The organism is Arthrobacter sp. ERGS1:01, assembly GCF_001281315.1.
Lineage (GTDB): Bacteria > Actinomycetota > Actinomycetes > Actinomycetales > Micrococcaceae > Specibacter.
On record NZ_CP012479.1, the window covers coordinates 512,259 to 533,312 of the forward strand.

Genomic DNA, 21,054 nt, shown 5'->3' on the forward strand with positions numbered 1-21,054 from the left:
CGGACTCGGCACCGCATCGTCGGTTTCGGCGGTGCAGCAGATGCGGGTTCCGGAAGCGGAACGTCGCAGGAGCTGCACCGCCGAATTGGCAATACTCCGAAAACCGTGCCAAGCCGCGAGAACGGTGGTTCTTGCCACCGTTTTCGCGGCTTGGCACCGTTCTCGCGAGTTGGCCCCGTTTTCGCGGGATGGGCCGGGGCCTACGCCGGGTGGGAGGTGAGCCACTCCTGCGCCAGGGTGGCCTGCAGGTTCAGGGCGCGGCCCACGACGGGCTCTGCCGCGGAGGCGATCTTGGCGCCCAGGAACGGGATCGAGGACTTCACTTCGCCCGTGAGGTCGACAACAGTGTTCTCGCCGGAAGCGCTGAGCTTCTGCACCGCGGTGACATCGAGCGGCGCGCCGCCCACGGTCAGCTTGATGGTGCTGTTGCGGGAACCGTCGGCCGCCGGGGCCTCCCACGTCTCCACCTGGGTGACGGTCAGCGTGGCGCCAACCACCTTGCGGGCAATGTCGGGCATCCGGTCGGTGGGCAGGGTGCGCACGGTCTTGGTGGTGAACGCGCCGGTGGTGGGGCCGCTGATCTCAAACGACTTCAGCTCCCCGCCCACGGTGAAGCTGACGTACTTGATGAATTCCTCATCGGTGAACACGTCCGTGACACGCTGGGCGGTGGCGGACAGGGTGGTCGAGGCAGCAAGTGCCATGGTTCCTCCGTATATAGCTCAAATGGTGGCCCGCTAGGGCAGGTATCAGGATACCAAGGCACGGCTGCGCCGAGCGCGGCGGCCCGCCCGGGAGTAAGCTGGAACGGTCCCCGGCGTTCACACGAATTCCGGGCTTTCGTGCTGTTCAGCGGCGCGAAAAAAGAATGTGCCCCAGCGGCCCCCGCGCCAAGGAGATTAGCCACCCATGAGTCTTGAAGGTCTGCGCACAGCCCTTGCCGCCGATCCGCTGTTTGCCCGCGTGCGCAGCTATGCGGCCACCTCAACCGCCGAACGCAGCACCGACCTCGCCTTCAGCGCCCCGGCCGGCATGCGCCCGGTGCTCCTGGCCGAGATGGCCGACGGCCTGGCCGTGGCGGCCGACGGCGGCGCCGGGGTGGTCCTGGCCGTCACCGCCACGGGGCGCGAGGCCGAGGACACCGTGGCCGCGCTGCGCTCCTTCCTGCCGGCCGACGCCGTGGCCGAATTCCCCAGCTGGGAGACCCTGCCGCATGAACGGCTGTCGCCGCGATCGGACACCGTGGGCCGCCGCCTGGCCGTGCTCCGCAGACTGGCACACCCGGAGCTCGACGCCGGTGGGCAGCTGCGCGTGGTGGTGGCACCCATCCGCGCCGTGGTGCAGCCGATCGTCGCCGGGCTCGGCGAGCTGGCGCCCGTGCATGTAAAGGTGGGGGAGGAGATCGGCTTCACCGAGCTCGTCAAGCAGCTGGCCGACGCCGCCTACGCCCGCGTGGACATGGTGACGCATCGCGGCGAATTCGCCGTCCGCGGCGGCATCCTGGACGTCTTCCCGCCCACCGAAAACCACCCCATCCGCATCGAGTTCTTTGGCGACGAGGTGGATGCGATGCGCTGGTTCTCCGTGGCCGACCAGCGCTCGCTGTCCTCCAAGGTCTCGACAAGCTCGACCACCGGCGGGATCGCCCACCCCACCGAGCTGTACGCGCCGCCATGCCGGGAAATCCTGATCACGCCCACCGTCATGGGCCGCGCCGCCAAGCTGAAGAACAGCATGCCGGCAGCAGCCGCCATGCTGGAAAAGATCGCCGGCGGCATTGCCGTGGAGGGAATGGAATCCCTGGCTCCGGCGCTCGTGGACGGCATGGTGGCCCTGACCTCGCTGTTCCCCGCGGGCTCCGTGGCCGTGGTGCTGGAACCGGAAAAGGTCCGGGCCCGCGCGCACGACCTGGAGTCCACCAACGAGGAGTTCCTCGAGGCCGCCTGGTCCACGGCGTCCGACGGCGGCGACGCACCCCTTGACCTGGCCGGGCACGGCGTGGACCTGGCCGCCGCAAGCTTCAAGTCGCTGGCCGAGACCCGGGAGGCCGCCCTGGGAGACGAGGTGGCCTGGTGGTCCATCACCTCGCTGACCCAGGACGAGGAACTGCTCCCCGAGACGGACGTGGTGAACCTGCACGCCCGCGAACCGCGCGGCTACCGCGGCGACGTGGCCGAGATGATGGAATTCATCGGCTCCCGCGTGAAGGACCAGTGGCGCGTGGTGGTCGCCACCGAGGGTCCCGGCCCGGCCCAGCGCCTGGCCGAGCTGTTCCACGAAGCCAACATCCCGGCGTCGCGCGTGGACTCCCTGGATGCGGAGCCGCAGCCGGGCATCATCGAGGTGACCACGGCCGACGTCGGTCGCGGCTTCGTGCTCGACTCCCTCAAGCTGGGGCTGCTGACCGAGGCGGACCTGCTGGGCCGGGCGTCGGCGGTCTCCACCAAGGACATGCGCAAGCTGCCCTCCAAACGGCGTAACGTGGTGGACCCGCTGCAACTGCGCGCCGGCGATTTCGTGGTCCACGAACAGCACGGCGTGGGCAAGTTCGTGGAGCTGATCCAGCGCAAGGTGGCCGGCGCCGGTGTTGGCGGGGCCGTCGGGCTGCGCGAATACCTGGTGCTCGAATATGCGCCGTCCAAGCGCGGCGCGCCCGGCGACAAGCTGTTCGTGCCCACGGACCAGCTGGACCAGGTGACGGCGTATGTGGGCGGCGACGCGCCCGTGCTCTCCAAGATGGGCGGCTCCGACTGGGCCGCCACCAAGAGCAAGGCCCGCAAGGCTGTCAAGGAAATCGCCGGGGAACTGATCCGGCTGTACTCCGCGCGCATGGCCTCCAAGGGGCACGCGTTTGGACCCGACACGCCCTGGCAGGCCGAGCTCGAGGAGGCATTCCCCTATGTGGAGACGCCCGACCAGCTCGTGGCGATCAACGAGGTCAAGGCGGACATGGAGAAGGAGGTCCCCATGGACCGGCTGATCTCCGGCGACGTGGGCTACGGCAAGACCGAGATCGCCGTGCGCGCCGCGTTCAAGGCCGTCCAGGACGGCAAGCAGGTGGCCGTGCTGGTGCCCACCACGCTGCTCGCCCAACAGCACTACGAGACGTTCAACGAACGCTTCTCCGGCTTCCCGGTCCGGGTGGCGCCGCTGTCGCGCTTCCAGACCGCCAAGGAATCCAAGGAGATCATGGAGGGCGTGCGCACCGGCTCCGTGGACGTGGTGATCGGCACGCACCGGCTCCTCTCCAAGGACTTCGGCTTCAAAGACCTGGGCCTGGTTATTGTCGATGAGGAGCAGCGCTTCGGTGTGGAACACAAGGAGGCGCTGAAGAAGATGCGCACCAACGTGGACGTACTGGCCATGAGCGCCACGCCCATCCCGCGCACCCTGGAGATGTCCATGACGGGCATCCGCGAAACCTCAACCCTGGCCACCCCGCCGGAGGAACGCCACCCCGTGCTGACCTATGTGGGCGGCTACACGGACAAGCAGGTGGGCGCCGCCATCCGGCGCGAACTCATGCGCGAGGGCCAGGTGTTCTACGTCCACAACCGGGTCAAGTCCATTGAGCGCACGGCCGCGCACATCCAGCAGCTGGTCCCGGACGCCCGCGTGGCCGTGGCCCACGGGCAGATGAGCGAGTCCCGGCTGGAACAGATCATCGTGGACTTCTGGGAAAAGCGTTTCGACGTGTTGGTGTGCACCACCATCATCGAAACCGGCCTGGACATCTCCAACGCCAACACGCTCATCGTGGAACAGGCCAACAACTACGGCCTCTCCCAGCTGCACCAGCTGCGCGGGCGTGTGGGCCGCGGCCGTGAACGCGCCTATGCGTACTTCCTGTACCCGGCCGACAAGCCGCTCGGCGAGGTGGCACTTGAACGCCTGAAGGCCGTGGCCGCGCACAACGAGCTCGGTGCCGGCATGGCGCTGGCCATGAAGGACCTGGAAATTCGCGGCGCCGGCAACCTGCTGGGCGGCGAGCAGTCCGGCCACATCCAGGGAGTGGGCTTCGACCTGTACATCCGCCTGGTGGGCGAGGCCGTGGCCGAGTTCCGTGGCGGTGGCGAGGAGCGCGCCGCCGAGATGAAGATCGAGCTGCCCGTCAACGCCCACCTGCCGCATGACTACGTGCCGGGGGAGCGGCTGCGCCTGGAGGCCTACCGCAAGCTCGCCGCCGCCGTCACGATCGCCGAGATCGACGACGTCGTGGCCGAGCTGGTGGACCGGTACGGCGAGCTGCCGGCCGCCGCCGTGAACCTGATCGCCGTGGCCCGCTTCAAGGTCCATGCCCGTACCGCCGGGCTCTCGGACGTGGCGCTGCAGGGCAACTTCATCAAGTTCGCCCCGGCGGACCTGCCGGAATCGAAGGTCATGAGGCTGAACCGCATGTACCCCGGCGCCATGGTGAAGCCCGCCCTGGACGCAATCCTGATCCCCAAGCCCAAGACGGCCCGGATCGGCGGCCGCGACCTGGCCGACGCCGAGGTGCTCAGCTGGGCCGAGGGCGTGTTGGAGGCCATCTTCGACGTCGCCCCGGCCGCCGTGGCCACCCCCGCCTGAGCCGGCCGGCACGCAAGGCGGCACAAACACAAAAGGCCCGTCCCGGCGTCGAACCTGGAAGTTCGACGCCGGGACGGGCCTTTTGCCTTAAGGATTTACTCGCCGGCGGAGTTGGAGCGGCCGATCCAGGTCAACGGGATGACCAGGGAAAGGAAGCACAGTCCGATGCCGATGATGCCGGGCATGAATGCCGCGTTGGCGCTGCCAATGTCCCAGAACGACATCGAGAAGATGCCGCCCAGGAACAAGGCGAAGAAGATCACGAACAAGATGATGGTCTGCGTAAGGCTGTTCTCACGCTGGTAGCTGCCGTTGGACACGGGTCCTCCTTACCCCACAAGCGGGGATTTGGGTGGGTGCACCGGGAATCGGCGCTCTTATCTACCCACGATCTTAGTACGGATTAGTAGCTCGAGGTGCCCGTGGTTCCGGAGACAATGGCGATGCCGGAGCTCGTGCCGATGCGGGTGGCGCCGGCGGCGATCATCTCCTTGGCGGTCTCCAGGGAACGCACGCCGCCGGAGGCCTTGACACCCAGGTCAGGGCCCACGGTCTGGCGCATCAGGGCGACGTCGGCAGCCGTGGCGCCGCCGCCGTTGAAGCCTGTGGAGGTCTTGACGAAGTCGGCGCCGGCCTCGACGGCTGCCTGGCAGGCCAGGACCTTCTCGGCGTCGCTGAGCAGGGACGTCTCGATGATGACCTTCAGGATCGAGTCCTCGGCGTGGACCACCTCGGCCACGGCCGAAATGTCCGCGATGAGGGACTCCTTGTCCAGGGCGCGGGCCGCGGCGATGTTGATGACCATGTCGACTTCGTCGGCGCCGTCCATCGTGGCGCCGCGGGCCTCGAAGACCTTGACGTCGGTGTTGCTGGCGCCCAGCGGGAAACCGACCACGGCGCAGGTCAGCACGCCGGTGCCCTGCAGCGCGCGGTTGACGGTCTTGACCCAGACGGGGTTCACGCAGACGGACTTGAAGTGGTACTGGGCGGCTTCCTGGCAGACGCGCAGGATGTCGGCCTCGGACGCTTCGGGCTTCAGGAGCGTGTGGTCGATGTAGGCGGCGAGCTCGGAAGTCGCATCCGGGGATGTGGTTGAGGCGTTCGTCGTCATTGGTGTGGCCTTCCTAGTGGGGTGAATCGTTCCCCCAATGGTGTCACATGCCCGCCGTCAGCTGCTCGCTGCGCGGAGGCGGTAGCCGCGCTTGACCACGGTTTCCACGATGGAGGGTTCGGGCAGGGCCGCCCGGAGCCGGCTGATGGTCATGTGGAGGGCATGGTCGGACTCGGCCAGGCCCATGTCCGCTGCCAGTTCCGCGTGCGAGCGGACGGCGCCGCCGGCACCCATCAGGGCCCGCAGCAGCTGCAACGGTGCCGGAGCCAGCGGAATGTCGACGCCGTCGATCCGCAACGACTGCCCGCGCACCTCCAACAGGCCTCCCGCGCTCTCGGCCCGGAGCACGCCGGTCTGCTCCAGGTGCTCGCAGACCAGGCGGATCAGGGCTCCCATGCGGAACCGCTCCGGCACCAGCGGCGTGATCCCGGCGTGGATCAGCGGGGCGGCCGTGACGGGCCCGACGGCGGCGCAAAGCACCGTGCCCGGCCCGTCGCCGCGCAGGGCGGCCAGGAATTCCTCGCCGCGCCCCAGTTGGGCGGCCGCGCTCAGCACGGCGTCGACGGCGGGGGCGCTGGTGAACGTCAGGACGTCCAGTTCCCGGCGGGCAACGGCATCGATGAGCTGCGGCAGCTTGTCCCCGTCCTCGGCGTTGACCCAACGGTACGGGGTCACCGTCAACACCGTGGCTCCGGCGTCGCGCAGGCGTTGCAGGGACGCGACGTCGGTGTAGCCGTGGACCTGCACGGCCACGGTTTTGCCGGCCACCCCGGCGGCGATGACCAGGCCGGTGAGCGTCGCGGTGGTCTCGTCGGAGCTAATGCCGACGTCGTCCAGCCCGGCGGCCCGGACGGCGCCGCGCGCCTTGGGCCCGCGCACGAAGATCTCCGCTCCCGCCAGCACCGACAGCAACTCCTCGCCCTGGCCCGCTGCGTCGGCGGCCTCGCACCAGCGCCGCATCCCATAAGCGGTGGTCACCATGACGATGTCAGGGGCGGCCGCAATGACGGCGGCCGTCTCGTCGCGCAGCACGGTGTCATCCGCGACGGGGGCGATCTTCAGTGCCGGGGCATGGAGCACCTGGGCGCCGCGGCGTTCCAGCGCCTCGATCAGGTCCCCGGCGCGGCGGTGGGCCGTGACGCCGATCCGGAATCCGTGCAACGGCTGGGCGGGGGTGGTCCCGGTGGGATCGTTCATGGGCTCCTTCAAGCTGACTGCAACCGTGCATCCGTCAGGAAGTCGGCGGCCGCCAAGCCGTTCGCTCCGGCCACGGACACCACGTCCCCGATGACGATGACCGCGGGGTTGCGGCACGACGCGGATGCGTTGACAATGCTACCGAGGGTGGCCGTGGTGGTGCGCTGTGAGTGGCTGAATCCACGTTCAACAACGGCCACCGGCGTAACATTCGTCAGCCCGGCAAGGCGCAGGCCGGCCACGAGGGACGGCAGGGTGCCGATGCCCATGAGCACCACGATGGTCCCGCCCAGTCCGGCCAGGTGCGTGAATTCACTGGTAGTCAGCGGGGCGTGGCCGGAAACCACCGTGAACAGGTGGCTGACGTTGCGGTGCGTCACGGGGATGCCGGCCGCGCCCGGGACGGCGATGGCGCTGGAGATTCCGGGGACCACCGTGACGGCGATGCCCGCGGCCACGGCGGCGGCCATCTCCTCACCGCCCCGGCCAAACACGAACGGGTCCCCGCCCTTCAGCCGCACCACGTGCAGCCCGGCCCGGGCGCCGTCGATCATCCGGGCCGTGATGTCCTCCTGGGCCACCTTGTGATGCCCCGGCGTCTTGCCCACATCCACGAACGTGGCCCGCGGAGCCAGCTGCGCGAGGTCCTCGGTGGGCCCGAGCCGGTCGAAATAGACCACGTCGGCCGCGGCCAGTGCCCGGGCAGCCCGGACCGTGAGCAGGTCGGCGGGGCCGGGGCCGCCGCCCACCAGGGTGATGTGTCCCGTGCGTCGTTCGCGTGCCATGGTGCCCGCCTTCAATTGTTGCCGGCGTCCGCGCCGCGGACGGGAATGTGGGTGGCGATCAGGACCGGTCCGGGCGCCTGGCCTTCGGAGGATTGGCCGAGGCCGGTCTTCTCGGCGTCCGTGGCGGGCCGGATCTGGCCGCGTTCGGGGACGAAGGTGATCGAGTCGTCGGCCACCTCCGGGGCGTTGACGAAGGAGCGGAAGCGGCGCAGACGTTCCGGATCGGCCAAGGTGGCGGCCCATTCGTCCTCATAGTTGTCCACATGGGCCGCCATGGCGGCCTCCAGATCCGCCGCGATGCCCAGGGAATCACGGACCACCACGTCGCGCAGGTGCTCCAGCCCGCCGGCCCCTCCTGAGCCTGTCGAAGGGTCGAGCTCCTCCTGCCAGCGGGCCGTGCGCTGCAGCCGGTCGGCCGTGCGGATGTAGTACATCAGGTAGCGGTCGATGTAGCTGATCAGTGTGGCGTCGTCGAGGTCCTGGGCCAGCAGCTGCGCGTGCGCCGGAGTAGCCCCGCCGTTGCCGCCAACGTAGAGGTTCCAGCCGTCCGCGGTGGCGATGACGCCCACGTCCTTGCCGCGCGCCTCGGCACATTCGCGGGCGCAACCGGAGACGCCGAGCTTGATCTTGTGCGGGCTGCGCAGGCCCCGGTACCTCAGCTCCAGCTGGATCGCCATGGCCACCGAATCCTGGACGCCAAAGCGGCACCAGGTGGAGCCGACGCAGGATTTCACGGTGCGCAGCGACTTCCCGTAGGCCTGGCCGGACTCCATGCCGGCGTCGATGAGGATCTTCCAGATCTGTGGCAGCTGCTCCAACCGGGCGCCGAACAGATCGATCCGCTGGCCGCCGGTGATCTTCGTGTACAGGCCGAATTCCTGGGCGACCGCGGCGATCACGGCCAGTTTGTCCGGGGTGATCTCTCCGCCGGGGATGCGCGGGACCACGGAGTAGCTGCCGTCCTTTTGCATATTGGCCAGGGCGCGGTCGTTGGTGTCCTGCAACGTGCCGCGGCCGTCGTCCAGCACGTAGGCACTGTTCTGGCTGGCCAGGATGTTGGCCACCGTGGGCTTGCAAATGTCGCAGCCGCGGCCCTCCCTGGCCGTTTCATCGACGCCGAAGCGGGCCAGGATCTCGGGGAAGCTGCCCAGTTCCAGGGCGCGCACCGCCTCGAAGAGCTCCGGGCGGGACATCGCGAAGTGCTCGCACAGGGCCTTGGAGACGGCGATCCCGGACTTGGCCAGCTCACCCTCCATGACCTTCTTCAGCAGGGGCACGCAGGAGCCGCATTGGGTGCCGGCGCGGGTGCACGCCTTCAACCCGGGCAGGTCCTGGACCGGTGCGGCGCCGTCGCAGCTGCCGCAGCCGTTGACGGCGTCGCGGATGCTGCCGGCGGTGACGTTGTTGCATGAGCACAGGATGGCGTCGTCGGGAAGTTCGACGGCGGGCGCGTCCCCTCCGCCGGCGGCCGTCAGGAACGCGCCCGGCTCGCCCGGCAGCTCCCGGCCCAGGAGCGGGCGCAGGCTCGTGTACGGGGTGGCGTCGCCGACGAAGATGCCGCCCAGCAGGGTTTTCGCGTCCGGGCTCGTCACGATCTTTTGGTAGACGCCGCGGGCGGGGTCGGCGTACACCACCTCAAGGCTGTCTTCCGTGCGGGCAAAGGCGTCGCCGAAGCTGGCCACGTCGACGCCGGAGAGCTTGAGCTTGGTGGCCGTGTCAAAGCCCGGGAACGTGGCCGTGCCGCCGTGCAACCGGTCCGCCACAATCTCCGCCATCGTGTTGGCGGGGGCCACCAGGCCCAGGCACATGCCGTCGAAGTTGGCAACTTCGCCGATGGCCCAGACGTGTGGGACCGTGGTGGCGCAGCCGTCCGTGATGGCCACGCCGCCGCGGGGGCCCAGTTCGAAGCCGTGCAGGGCGGCGCCGTCGTCCCCGCGGGCCAGTTCGTCGCGCGGGCGGATCCCGATGGCGGCCACCACCAGGTCGGCGTCCAGTACGGCGCCGTCGGCCATGATCACCCCGGTGACCTGGCCGGCGTCATCCGTGCGGATACCGGCCGGGTACACGCCGGTTGCGGCGGCCATGCCCTTGGCGGCGACCAGCCGGCCCAGGGCCTGGCCGGCGCCCTCGTCGAGTTGGGCGTTCATGAGCCAGTTGCCGCCGTTGATGACCACGGCTGCCGCGCCGAGCGTGATCAGGCCGGCCGCGGCCTCGAGCCCAAGCAAGCCGCCGCCAATGACGGCGGCGTTCACGGGGCGGCCCAGTTTTTCGCCCAGTCTTGCCACTTGAGCGTTCAGGGCCCACACGTCGTCCAGGGTGCGGTAGACATGGGTGTGTTCGGCGCCCGGGATGGGCAGCCTGGCGGCGTCTGATCCGGTGGCCAGCACCAGCTCGTCATATGGGAAGCGGATGGGGCCGCCGTCCGCCGTGGCCAGGACGGTGCGGTTGGCCGGGTCGATGCCCGTGACGGCGGTGCCGCGGACCAGGGAGATGGAGGGGTGCTCCCACAGCGCCGGATCGCCCAGCGTGAGGTCAGTGCCTGCGTCCGCCAGGGCCCGGCTCAGCGCCACGCGATCGTAGGGGGCGTGGGCCTCCTCGGTGAGCACCGTCAGCTGCCAGCCGGCGAGCCCGCGGGCGTGCATGGCCTCGACGAAGCGGTGCGCCGCGGGCCCGCCGCCGGCCACCACGATCCGGCGCACCGCCGTGGTATCGTCCTGGAAAATTCCGTCCTTGCTGGGTGCCTGGTTCATGCCGTGGCCTTCCGCTTGGTTGGCCCATCCGGGCGCCAACGTGTGCTTCCATGCTATGAATCCGGGATTGCCCCGCCGTTTCGCTCGTGTAACGGGCGTTTAACATCTGCCTCGCGGCTGCCCGGAACCACCGGTGATACGGGATTTACCGGCCCGACACATTCGGGGCGGGCCGGGGAAACACGCCGCCCCTAGCGTGGGTGCCACGCAGTTGTGCCACGGCTGCGGGGAACTCAGGCAACGGAAGGAACCCTCATGGACAAGCTCACTGGCTCAGCCACTGGCACAGTCGCGGAGACGCCGGGCAGCGGACGCCGCGAGCGTGGAACCGCCGCCGGCCACCCTGCGGCGCAGTGGTTCCGAGTCTGCCGGCTCGCCGAGTTGGACGACTCCTGGGGTGAGGCGGCGCTCATCAACGGGCGCCAGGTGGCCCTGTTCCGGGTGGGTGCGGACGCCGTTTTCGCCGTCGCCCAGGCCGACCCGGCCACTCGCGCACACGTCATGGCCCGGGGCCTGGTGGGCACGCGGGGGCGCACCCACACCATCGCGTCACCGCTCCACAAGGAGGTCTACAGCCTGGCGACGGGTGAGTGCTTCGGGCGCCCGGACCTGCGCCTGGGCACCTACCCGGTGCGCCTGGTCGAAGGCATGGTGGAGGTGGCCCTCTAGCGGCCCGGCCCCTCTAGCCCGGCTACTTTCCCAGGTCTACTTTCCCAGGGCGGCCTTGATGTCTGCGGACACGGCGGCCAATGCACGGGCAGCCTCGTCACGGGCGGCGGACAGCTGCTCGCGGCCAGCCACCGGCACGATGACCTCCAGGTAGCACTTGAGCTTTGGCTCCGTGCCGCTGGGGCGCACAATCACGCGGGTGTCATTCTCGGTGAGGTACAGCAGGCCGTCCGTTGCGGGCAGCTCGGGCGTCCCCACCGACAGGTCCGTGGATTCGGCCACTGCGGAGCCGTCGAACGATACCGGCGGCTGGGCGCGAAGCCGGGCCATCATGGCGGTGATGTCGCTCAGGTCCTCCACCCGGATGCTGATCTGGTCACTTGCGTGCAGGCCGTGCTCCAGTGCAAGGTCATCGAGCACGTCCAGCAGGGTCCGGCCCTGTGCCTTGAGGTTCGCGGCCATCTCGGCCACGAGCAACCCTGCCGACATGCCGTCCTTGTCCCGGACCACCTCGGGCGCCACGCAATAGCCCAGGGCCTCCTCATAGCCGAACGTCAGCCCGGGCACGCGGGAAATCCACTTGAACCCCGTCAGCGTCTGGCTGTGGGCAAAGCCGGCCGCTGCGGAAATCCGCGAGAGCAGCCGCGAGGAAACAATCGAATTGGCAAACACCGGGGCGTCGGCGGAATGCGTGGAGCTGCCGCCGCGGGCTGCCAAATGCGCACCCAGCAGGGCTCCCACCTGGTCGCCGTGGAGCTTGTGCCAGTCACCGGTGGCCGGGTCAAGGACTCCCACGGCGGCGCGGTCGGCGTCGGGGTCGTTGGCCAAAATGACGTCGGCGCCCACCGTGCGTGCCAACGCGAACGCCAGGTCCATGGCGCCGGGCTCCTCCGGGTTGGGGAAGGAGACGGTGGGGAACTCCGGGTCCGGGGCGGACTGTTCGGCCACGGCGTGGACGTCGTCGAAGCCGGCGTCGCGAAGCAACTGGAGCGCGGTGTCGTTGCCGACGCCGTGCATGGACGTGTGCACGATGCGCAGGTCCCGTGCGGGGAAGGCCTGCGGGTCGGCCAGCCCGCCTACGGCCGCCCGGTAGCCGGCCACCAGGTCATCGCCAAGTACGGTCCAGCCGTCGGCGGCCAGGGCGATGGTGGAGGTGTCGCCGGCCTCGACCGTGGCGGAGACCCGTGCGATGTGGGCGGCGATGCCGGAATCGTGCGGGGCGACGATCTGCACGCCGCGGGCGGCGGCCTCGACGGCGCGGCCGCCCAGGTACACCTTGTAGCCATTGTCCTTGGGCGGGTTGTGGCTGGCGGTGACCATCACGCCGGCCTCACAGTTCAGCGCCCGGACGGCGTAGGCCAGCACGGGGGTGGGGAGGGCCGACGGGAGCAGGAACGTCTCAATGCCCGCGGCGGCAAGGATGGCGGCCGACTCCCGGGCAAAGATGGCGGAGTTGTGGCGGGCATCGAATCCCACCACGGCGCGCGGGCGGTAGCCGGTGGCGCGCTCGGGCTGGGCGGAGGCACCGGCGTCGGACGCCAGATCCAGCACGTGCGCGGCCAGGCCGGCGGCGGCGCGGCGCACCACGGCCCGGTTCATGCGGTTCGGGCCCGGCCCCATGACGGCGCGCAGCCCGGCGGTGCCAAACTGCAGGTTGCCGGCAAAACTGTCGGCCAACTCGGCCGCTGCCTCTGAATCGGTGGGTGCCGCCGCGATGAGGGCCCGCAACTGTGCGGCCGTGACCGGATCGGGGTCGTGGGAGGCCCACTGGGACGCGGCAACCTCCAGCTCGGTGGTCACAGGGACAGGGGTCACGAGTGCGTCGATGGACTCGGAAGGGGTGTCATAGGAATGTGTCACCAGATAAATGTAGTCGCAGACCGGTCCGCAGGGTAGGCGGGGCGGAGCGTTGTGCGCCAAACCGGAGCCGAGTTTTGCGCCTGGCAGTGTCCTGCGCAAAACCCGCCGCGGGTTTTGCGTATAACAAAACGGACGTTTCCTTATGCGCGGAACCCAGCATGGGTTGTGCGCATAAGGAAACGCCCGTCGAACGCGAAACGCGTTACAGCTTGGCGATGATGTCCGCCAGCAGACGGGAGATCCGCGGACCGGCAGCCTGGCCGGCCTCGAGGACCTCGCCATGGCTGAGCGGGACGGGGCTGATGCCGGCGGCCAGGTTGGTGACCAGCGAGATCCCGAAGACCTCCATGCCGGCGGCGCGGGCGGCAATGGCTTCCAGTGCCGTGGACATGCCCACCAGGTCGGCGCCGATCCGCTTGGCGTACTGCACCTCGGCGGGGGTCTCGTAGTGCGGGCCCGTGAACTGGGCGTAGACGCCCTCATCCAGGGACGGGTCCACTTCGCGGGCCACGGCGCGCAGGCGCGAGGAGTACAGGTCCGTCAGGTCCACGAACGTGGCGCCTTCCAGCGGGGAGGCCGCCGTCAGGTTGATGTGGTCGCTGATCAGCACGGGGGTGCCGGGGGTCCAGGCCTCGTTGAGCCCGCCGCAGCCGTTGGTCAGCACGATGGTCTTTGCTCCCGCGGCAGCCGCGGTGCGTACTCCGTGGACCACGGCGCGGACGCCCTTGCCCTCGTAGAAGTGCGTGCGGGAGCCCAGGACGAGGACGTTCTTGCCGTCGGGCGTGCGGATGGAGGTCAGCGTTCCCACATGGCCCACGACGGCGGGGGCGGAGAAACCGGGGACGTCCGCGGCGTTGACGACGGCGGTCGTCTCGCCAATGAGCCCGGCCGCCTCACCCCAGCCGGAGCCCAGGACAAGGGCAAGGTCATGCTTTTCGACGCCGGTGGCTGCGGCGATGTAGGCGGCAGCGGCGTGCGCTAGTTCGGTGGGATCGATCGATGAATTGTTATCAGGTGTAGTCACCGAACCAACATACCGGCTTTGCTGCGTGTTGGACACGGCATGGTCCGGCAGGGAAAACCCGGCCTGGAACTTGGAGTGAGCGGGCGGATAGGCGAGAATGATCAATTGTGACGAGCCAACAAGATCCACTCAGCCCCTTTGCCGTTCCCAGCCTGGCGATCCTTGGTGGTGGACCCGGCGGCTATGAAGCCGCGATGGTGGCTGCCTCCATGGGCGCCGAGGTGACCATCGTGGAGCGCGCCGGATTGGGCGGCTCCGCCGTGCTGACCGACGTCGTGCCTTCCAAGACCCTCATCGCGACGGCCGAGTCCATGAACCGCAGCGTCGACTCCGCCGAGCTGGGCGTGAGCTTCTCGGGCCAGGACGGCGACCCCAAGACCATCATGCGCGCGGACCTGAAGCTCATCAACGAGCGCGTGCTGCGCCTGGCCAAGGAGCAGTCCACCGATATCCGCAACGCCCTGGAGGCACTGGGCGTGCGGATCGTGATCGGCACCGGCCGGCTGCTGGACGGGCGCACCATCGAGGTGGACCGCGGCGAAACGAAGGAAATCGTCAAGGCCGACGCCGTCCTGATCTCCGTTGGCGCCCACCCGCGCGAGCTCGCCACGGCCCAGCCCGACGGCGAACGCATCCTGAACTGGACCCAGCTCTACGACCTCGACGAGATGCCCGAGGAACTGATCGTGGTCGGCTCAGGCGTCACGGGCGCCGAATTCGCCTCCGCCTTCAACGGCCTGGGCTCCAGGGTCACCCTGATTTCCAGCCGCGAGCAGGTGCTCCCCGGCGAAGACTCCGACGCCGCCGCCGTGCTGGAGCACGCCTTTGAACGCCGCGGCCTGCGCGTGCTCTCGCGGTCCCGCGCCGAAGCCGTGGAGCGCACCGAAAACGGTGTCATCGTCACGCTCGGCGACGGCAGCACCGTCACCGGCACGCACTGCCTGGTGTGCGTTGGCTCCATCCCCAACACCAAGGACATCGGGCTCGAGGCGGCCGGCGTCGAACTGACCTCCAGCGGCCACATCAAGGTCGACGGCGTCTCCCGCACCAGCGCCCCCAACGTCTACGCCGCCGGTGACTGCACCGGCGTCTTTGCGCTCGCCTCCGTGGCCGCCATGCAGGGCCGGATCGCCGTGGCCCACATGGGCGGCGACGGCGTGCGCCCCCTGAAGCTCACACAGGTGTCCTCCAACATCTTCACGTCCCCGGAAATCGCCTCGGTGGGCGTCTCCGAGGCCGACCTCGCCTCCGGCAAATACCAGGGCGACGTGGTGAAGCTGTCGCTGGCCACCAACCCCCGGGCCAAGATGCGCAACGTCAACGAAGGCTTCGTGAAGATCATTGCGCGCAAGGGCTCCGGAACCGTCATTGGCGGCGTCGTGGTGGGCGCCGGCGCCTGCGAGCTGATCTTCCCGATCGCCCTGGCCGTCACCCAGAAACTCCATGTGGACGACGTCGCCAACACCTTCACCGTGTACCCGTCCCTGTCCGGATCCATCGCCGAGGCCGCCCGCCGCCTGCACGTCCACATGTAGTCCCCAGCTCCTCCCGGACTGACCGACTGTGTTGCAGTTGTTCGATCAAAAAACGCCCGAAAGCGCTTTCCGCGTCCAACAACTGCAACATAGTTGACGGGAAACTAAGCGGCGGCGAAGTGCGCCTCGATCAACTCCCGCAGGTCGCCGTGGCAGCCGCCGCAACCGGTGCCGGCCCGTGTTTCGGCCGAGATCTCCTCCACCGTGGCACAGCCCGCGGCGGCCGCGGCGGAGATGGTTTGCTGGTCGACGCCGGCACAGCGGCACACGGTCCGTGCGGGGTCGGGTGCCGTGGTGGTTGGCCGGTCCGGGCCGTCCAGCCGCAAGAGGGCAGACCTGTCCGCGGGCAGTTCCGCGCCCCGTTCAAACAAGAGGGTCAGCTCGGCCGCCGTACGCGGCATGCCGACGCTGATGAACCCGGCCAGGACGCCGCCGCGGGTGCTCATCTTCACGTATTTGCCGTGTTCGGGATCGGCCCACACACTCACGGACGGGGCATACGGCGAACCCTCCGCACCGTCCGGCGCTGCGTCGAACGGGCCGGCCGTGATGTCCCCGGCGGCCGCAACATCCACGCCCCGGGCCTTGAGCATGATGACCGGTGCCCGCTCTGCCGGCAGGGGAGCGGGGGCGCCGTCGCGCCCCGACAGGAATGCGGCGAGCCATTCGGCCTGCCGCCAGCCGGGCCCGATCAGGCCGGACGGGCCCGCGGACTTTGCGCAGTCGGCGCAGTCCGGATCCAGGCACTTGATCTCGGCACAGTCGCCGATGGCGAATATGTTGGGATCGTGCAGGGCCGCCAGCCCGTGGTCCACCACGATGCCGCGGGCGGTGACCAGGCCGGCTCCGGCGGCCACCTCCGTGCGGGGGCGCACGCCGCAGGAGAGCAGCAACAGATCCCCCTCAACGGGCGCACCGCTTTCCTGCAGCAGCGCCGAGAACGCGGGGCCGGCGTCGGACTCGGCATCCAGCCGTATCCCGATGCTCCGGGCATTAGCCACCACCCGAATGTCCCGGGCGCGCAGTGCGGCCGCCAGGGTGTACCCGGCGCCGGCGTCGATGCTGCGGCCCAGCGTGTGCGCCCCGTGGTGGACCACCGTGACCGACGCGCCCTCGTCCGCGGCGGCCAATGCAGCCTCCAGTCCCAGGATCCCGCCGCCCAGCACCACCACTTTGCGCTGCTGCTCCACCGCCTGCCGCAGCACCGCCGCGTCCGCGAGGTCGCGCAACGCCGTGACACCGGGCGGCAGCGGAACGGACGCCGCGGGGTCCGGATTGAGCCCGTGCAGCTTGGGCACCAGCGGGCGCGAACCCGTGGCAAACACCAAGGTGTCGTAGGGGACCCAGGTGCCGTCGGCCAGGAGCACGCGCCGGCGGGCCCGGTCCACCCGCAGCACGCGGGCATCCATCAGCACGCGGACCCCGGCAGCCTCCAGCCCGGCCGGATCGGACACGCTGATGGCGGACGCCGTGGTGCGGCCCACGCCCAGATCAGCCACGAGTACGCGGTTGTAGGCCGCGGCCGACTCCTCGCCAATGACAGTGACCAGCAGATCGCCCCGGCGCACCGCGGGGAGGAGCTCGTCCACGAGCCGGGCAGCCACGGGCCCGTAGCCAATGACCACCACGGGCCCGCCGGCGCCGCTCACGACGCCTCCCGCCCCGACAGGCCGGCGTCGGACATGCCCGCGTCGGCCAGGCCGGCCCGTACGGCCGCGCCAAGATCCGTCACGGCGTCGGGCCCTGCCATCCCAACGACCAGCGCCGTCACGGTGACGGCGCTGGCCTTGAACTCGGGCATACCGGAGATGGGGTCGGCGGCCTGGCTCGTGAGCAGGTTGGCGCACTCGGTGCCCGCGAAGTGGAACGGCAGGAACACGGTGTCCGTCCGGACCGTGGTGCTGATCCGGGCCGTGCAATGCACCGTGCCGCGCCCATTCGCCACGGTGACGAAGCCGCCGTCGGCAATTCCGCGCGCGGCCGCGGCCAGGGGGTGGATGAGCAGCTGTGCGTGCGGCACGGTCCCGGCCAGTTCGGCCACGCGCCGGGTCTGCGCACCGGATTGGTAGTGTTCCAGCAGCCGTCCCGTGACCAGGGCCAGCGATGCACCGCCAAAGAGCGGGTCCCGGTCCGTGATTGCCGAGGGGGCCACGGGAACCAGCCTGGCCCGGCCGTCGGCGTGCGCAAAGGAGTCCCGGAACAGCCGGGGCGTGCCCGCACTGCCCGCCGGGTATGGCCAGTAGGCCTCCGCACCGGAATCCAGCAGTGCGTAGTCGATGCCCGAATAGTCGGCCAGCCCGCCGGCCGAGGCGGCGCGCAGCTCGGTGAACACCGTTTGCGGGTCCGCACTGAACGTCGACGGCGCCTGCAGCAGCCGGGCCAGCTCGGCCATGATCCACAGCTCCGAGCGCACGCCCGCGGGCGCGGTGACGGCGGCCCGGCGCCGCAGCACCCGCCCCTCCAGATTGGTGACGGTGCCCTCCTCCTCGGCCCATTGCTGCACGGGCAGTACCAGGTCCGCCTCCCGCGCGGTCTCCGACATGAAGAAGTCGGCCACCACCAAAAAGTCCAGGCCGCGCAGGCCCGCCACCACCTCGCGGGCGTTGGGTGCCGAGACGGCCACGTTGGCGCCGTGGATGAAGAAGGTGCGCACGCCTCCGGGCTTTCCCAGGGATGCCAAAAGTTCGACGGCGGGCAGCCCGGGTCCGGGGATCGTTTCCGGAACCACGCCCCACACTTTGGCAACGTGCGCCCGGGCGGCCGGATCGGTGATCTTGCGGTAGCCGGGCAGCTGGTCCGCCTTTTGCCCGTGCTCACGCCCGCCCTGGCCATTCCCCTGCCCGGTCAGCGTGCCGTAGCCGCTGGCGGCGGACCCCGGCAGGCCCAGCAGCAGGGCCAGGTTGATGGCCGCCGTGGCGGTGTCGGTGCCGTCCACGTGCTGTTCCACGCCGCGCCCCGTGATGATGTAGCTGCCGCCCCGGCGGGCACCGTCGGCAAGGAGCCGGGCCGTTTCGCGCAGCAGGTGGGTGGGGACACCCGTGACGGATTGCACCCGTTCGGGCCACCACGGCGCCACGCTGCGGGCCAGTTCCGCATAGCCCGTGGTGCGTTCGGCGAGGTAGCCGGCGTCGGCCAGGCCCTCCTGGATCACGATGTGGGCCAGGCCCAGCAGCAGGGCCAGGTCCGTGGCCGGGACGGGCTGCAGGTGCAGGCCGGGGCCGTCGGCCGTGAACTCGGCGGTGGCCGTGCGCCGCGGATCCACCACCACGAGCCCGCCGGCTGCCCGGGCGCCGGCCAGGTGCTGGACAAACGGCGGCATGGTCTCGGCCACGTTGGAGCCCAGGAGCAAGATGGTGTGGGCGGAGTCGAGGTCCGTCACGGGAAACGGCAGGCCCCTGTCCAGGCCAAAGGCGCGGTTTCCGGCGGCCGCGGCCGAGGACATGCAGAACCGGCCGTTGTAATCGATCCGCGAGGTGCCCAGGGCCAGCCGGGCGAACTTGCCCAACTGGTACGCCTTCTCATTCGTCAGCCCGCCGCCGCCAAACACGCCCACGGCGTCCGCCCCGTGCAAGGCCCGGGTTTCGAGGACCCGGTCCGCGGCCAGCTGCAGGGCAGCGTCCCAGGAGATGGGCCGGTGCACGCCGTCGGGGCCGCGCAGCAGGGGAGTGGTGAGCCGTTCGGGGTGCCCCAGCAGGGCCGCGGACGTCCAGCCTTTGCGGCACAGCCCGCCCCGGTTGGTGGGGAACTCCCGGCCGGCAATCGCGGGTTCGGCGTTGGTGGGCGTCACCGTCATGGCGCATTGCAGGGCACAGTAGGGGCAGTGCGTGTCCGTGCCCGCCGCCGGAACCGCCGCCGGAATCGGAACTGCCGGCCCCGCCGCCGAAACCGCGGCAGGGCCGGCCAGGCCCGGCATCACACCTTCCCCAATGCTGCGGCCGAGCTTGGGCGCAGGTACACGGCCCAGGTGATCGCCATGAGGACCAGGTAGCCGGCCACGAAGCCGATGAACGCGCCGGCGTAACCGCCCGTGGCCTGGCGCGAGGCGTTGAGGACCTGCGGGACCAGGAAGCCGCCGTACGCGCCGATCGCGGAGATGATCCCCAGCGCCGCCGACGCCTTGCGGGCGGCACTGACGCGGCCGCCGTCGTCGGCCGTGGATCGGAGCGCAAAGACCATGGGAATCATGCGGTACGTGGAGCCGTTGCCCGCGCCCGCCGCCGCGAAAAGTACAAGGAACAGGACCAGGAACAGCGGGAAGCTGCCCAGCGCCAGGGTGGCCAGTTGGGCCAGGGCGGCCAGGGCCAGGACGCCAAAGCAGGCCACGGTGACGCGGGCCCCGCCCCACCGGTCGGCGAGCCGGCCGCCCAGGGGACGCGAGAGGGAACCGACCAGGGCGCCCAGGAACGCCAGCGAGATCACGGCCGGGCCAATGTCGATGCCCACGCCGGGTCCAAAGGAGTCCATGATCAGCTTGGGGAACACGGCCGAGAACCCGATGAACGAGCCAAACGTGCCAATGTAGAGCAGCGCCAGGATCCACAGGTGCGGTTCCCGCAGCGACGCCAGCGAGCCGGCGATGTCCGACTTCGCGCTGGCCAGGTTGTCCATGTATTTCCAGGCGCCCCATGCGGCCACCAGGATCAGCGGGACCCACATGAGCCCGGCCAGCGGCAGGCCCACCGTGCCGGCGGCCAGGAGCGCCACGGCCAGCGGGACGGCGAATTGCGCGACGGCGGCACCCAGGTTTCCGCCGGCCGCGTTCAGTCCCAGTGCCCAGCCCTTCTCGCGGGCCGGGAAGAAGTAGGTGATGTTGGCCATCGAGGAGGCGAAGTTGCCCCCGCCCAATCCGGCCAGCGCGGCCACCGCCAGCATGACGCCGAACGGCGTGTCCGGCCGGCCCACGCACCACGCCATGCCGAGCGTGGGGATCAACAGCAGCAGGGCGGAGAAGATGGTCCAGTTCCGGCCGCCGAACCGCGCCACCATGAACGTGTACGGGATCCGCAGCGTGGCGCCCACCAGGGACGGGATGGAGATGAGCCAAAACAATTCGGCGGAGCTGAAGGAGAATCCGGCCGCGGGCAGGAACACCACCACGATCGACCACAGCTGCCACACCACGAAGCCGAGGAATTCGCAGGCGATGGACCAGGCCAGGTTGCGCTTGGCGATGGCCCGGCCGGCCGTCTCCCATTGCAGCGTGTCCTCGGCATCCCAGTAGTGCAGCCACCGTCCCGGCGCCCGGGTGGGAACCGTTGCACCGGCGGGTGCCGGTGCCTGGGTGCGCACGCCTTCAAGGTCTGCGCCGTTCACATTGTCCACAGTCATGGCTTGCCTTCCTGTCGCGTTGTCGTATTTCCAACGCTAGGGAGAGGCCATTTCGGCGGCGGTCTCCGGGTGTGAAATCCCTGTGACGTTTCCCTATCAGCCTTGTGGGGCCGCCGTTAGGGCGCGGATTCCACCCAACCCTTTTGTCCATATGGTGGAGCCGGTTGTCCGACAGGCGGACAGATTGACTAAAGTTGACACGAATACCGTGAACCGCCGTCGTCCG

14 protein-coding genes are annotated in these 21,054 nt (G+C 69.8%); 3 read left to right on the plus strand and 11 right to left on the minus strand.

Annotated features, from left to right (window positions below; translation table 11 throughout):
* Positions 1-200: 200 nt before the first annotated feature.
* A complete protein-coding gene (locus AL755_RS06275; protein WP_054010274.1) occupies positions 201-704 on the minus strand; it encodes a DUF2505 domain-containing protein in 504 nt (167 codons plus the stop codon).
* Between the two features lie 205 nt (positions 705-909).
* Between AL755_RS06275 and mfd the strand changes: the two genes are divergently transcribed.
* Positions 910-4,569, plus strand: a complete 3,660-nt coding sequence (gene mfd, locus AL755_RS06280) for a transcription-repair coupling factor (protein ID WP_054010275.1) — start codon at positions 910-912, stop codon at positions 4,567-4,569.
* A gap of 95 nt (positions 4,570-4,664) precedes the next feature.
* Here mfd and AL755_RS06285 read toward each other — a convergent pair whose 3' ends face one another.
* The 5 genes from AL755_RS06285 to nirB all read right to left on the minus strand — a co-directional run bounded on the left by AL755_RS06285 (position 4,665) and on the right by nirB (position 10,412).
* The gene (locus AL755_RS06285; RefSeq protein WP_054010276.1) at positions 4,665-4,889 is read right to left on the minus strand and encodes a hypothetical protein; all 225 of its coding nucleotides are present in this window, start codon (positions 4,887-4,889) and stop codon (positions 4,665-4,667) included.
* Positions 4,890-4,972: 83 nt separating this feature from the next.
* Positions 4,973-5,680, minus strand: a complete 708-nt coding sequence (gene deoC, locus AL755_RS06290; protein WP_054010277.1) for a deoxyribose-phosphate aldolase — start codon at positions 5,678-5,680, stop codon at positions 4,973-4,975.
* A 57-nt stretch (positions 5,681-5,737) separates the two neighbouring features.
* The gene (locus AL755_RS06295; protein WP_054010278.1) at positions 5,738-6,877 is read right to left on the minus strand and encodes a uroporphyrinogen-III synthase; all 1,140 of its coding nucleotides are present in this window, start codon (positions 6,875-6,877) and stop codon (positions 5,738-5,740) included.
* An 8-nt stretch (positions 6,878-6,885) separates the two neighbouring features.
* A complete protein-coding gene (cobA, locus tag AL755_RS06300) occupies positions 6,886-7,662 on the minus strand; it encodes a uroporphyrinogen-III C-methyltransferase (protein ID WP_054010279.1) in 777 nt (258 codons plus the stop codon).
* 11 nt (positions 7,663-7,673) lie between these two features.
* Positions 7,674-10,412, minus strand: coding sequence for a nitrite reductase large subunit NirB (gene nirB / locus AL755_RS06305; RefSeq protein ID WP_054012900.1), 2,739 nt, complete (start codon positions 10,410-10,412; stop codon positions 7,674-7,676).
* A gap of 255 nt (positions 10,413-10,667) precedes the next feature.
* On the opposite strand from nirB, the gene nirD reads away from it, so the two are divergent.
* Positions 10,668-11,081, plus strand: a complete 414-nt coding sequence (gene nirD, locus AL755_RS06310; RefSeq protein WP_082368963.1) for a nitrite reductase small subunit NirD — start codon at positions 10,668-10,670, stop codon at positions 11,079-11,081.
* A gap of 36 nt (positions 11,082-11,117) precedes the next feature.
* On the opposite strand, the gene AL755_RS06315 is transcribed toward nirD, so the two are convergent.
* Together AL755_RS06315 and AL755_RS06320 are read right to left on the minus strand one after the other, a co-directional pair.
* On the minus strand, positions 11,118-12,896 hold the full coding sequence (locus tag AL755_RS06315) for a phospho-sugar mutase (RefSeq protein WP_054010280.1): 1,779 nt from the start codon (positions 12,894-12,896) through the stop codon (positions 11,118-11,120).
* A gap of 247 nt (positions 12,897-13,143) precedes the next feature.
* Positions 13,144-13,965: a purine-nucleoside phosphorylase gene (locus AL755_RS06320; RefSeq protein ID WP_054012901.1), complete on the minus strand. Its 822-nt coding sequence runs from the start codon at positions 13,963-13,965 to the stop codon at positions 13,144-13,146.
* A gap of 107 nt (positions 13,966-14,072) precedes the next feature.
* Here AL755_RS06320 and AL755_RS06325 point away from each other — a divergent pair, with 107 nt between their 5' ends.
* The gene (locus AL755_RS06325; RefSeq protein ID WP_054010281.1) at positions 14,073-15,500 is read left to right on the plus strand and encodes an NAD(P)H-quinone dehydrogenase; all 1,428 of its coding nucleotides are present in this window, start codon (positions 14,073-14,075) and stop codon (positions 15,498-15,500) included.
* Positions 15,501-15,604: 104 nt separating this feature from the next.
* Here AL755_RS06325 and AL755_RS06330 read toward each other — a convergent pair whose 3' ends face one another.
* The 3 genes from AL755_RS06330 to AL755_RS06340 all read right to left on the minus strand — a co-directional run bounded on the left by AL755_RS06330 (position 15,605) and on the right by AL755_RS06340 (position 20,828).
* Positions 15,605-17,149 (minus strand): FAD-dependent oxidoreductase, encoded by a 1,545-nt coding sequence (locus AL755_RS06330; RefSeq protein WP_237762611.1) that lies wholly within the window; start codon positions 17,147-17,149, stop codon positions 15,605-15,607.
* On the minus strand, positions 17,146-19,293 hold the full coding sequence (locus tag AL755_RS06335) for a molybdopterin oxidoreductase family protein (RefSeq protein WP_237762694.1): 2,148 nt from the start codon (positions 19,291-19,293) through the stop codon (positions 17,146-17,148). The genes AL755_RS06330 and AL755_RS06335 overlap by 4 nt, the downstream gene beginning before the upstream one ends.
* Positions 19,294-19,412: 119 nt before the next feature.
* Positions 19,413-20,828: an MFS transporter gene (locus tag AL755_RS06340; protein WP_054010282.1), complete on the minus strand. Its 1,416-nt coding sequence runs from the start codon at positions 20,826-20,828 to the stop codon at positions 19,413-19,415.
* Positions 20,829-21,054 lie beyond the last annotated feature (226 nt).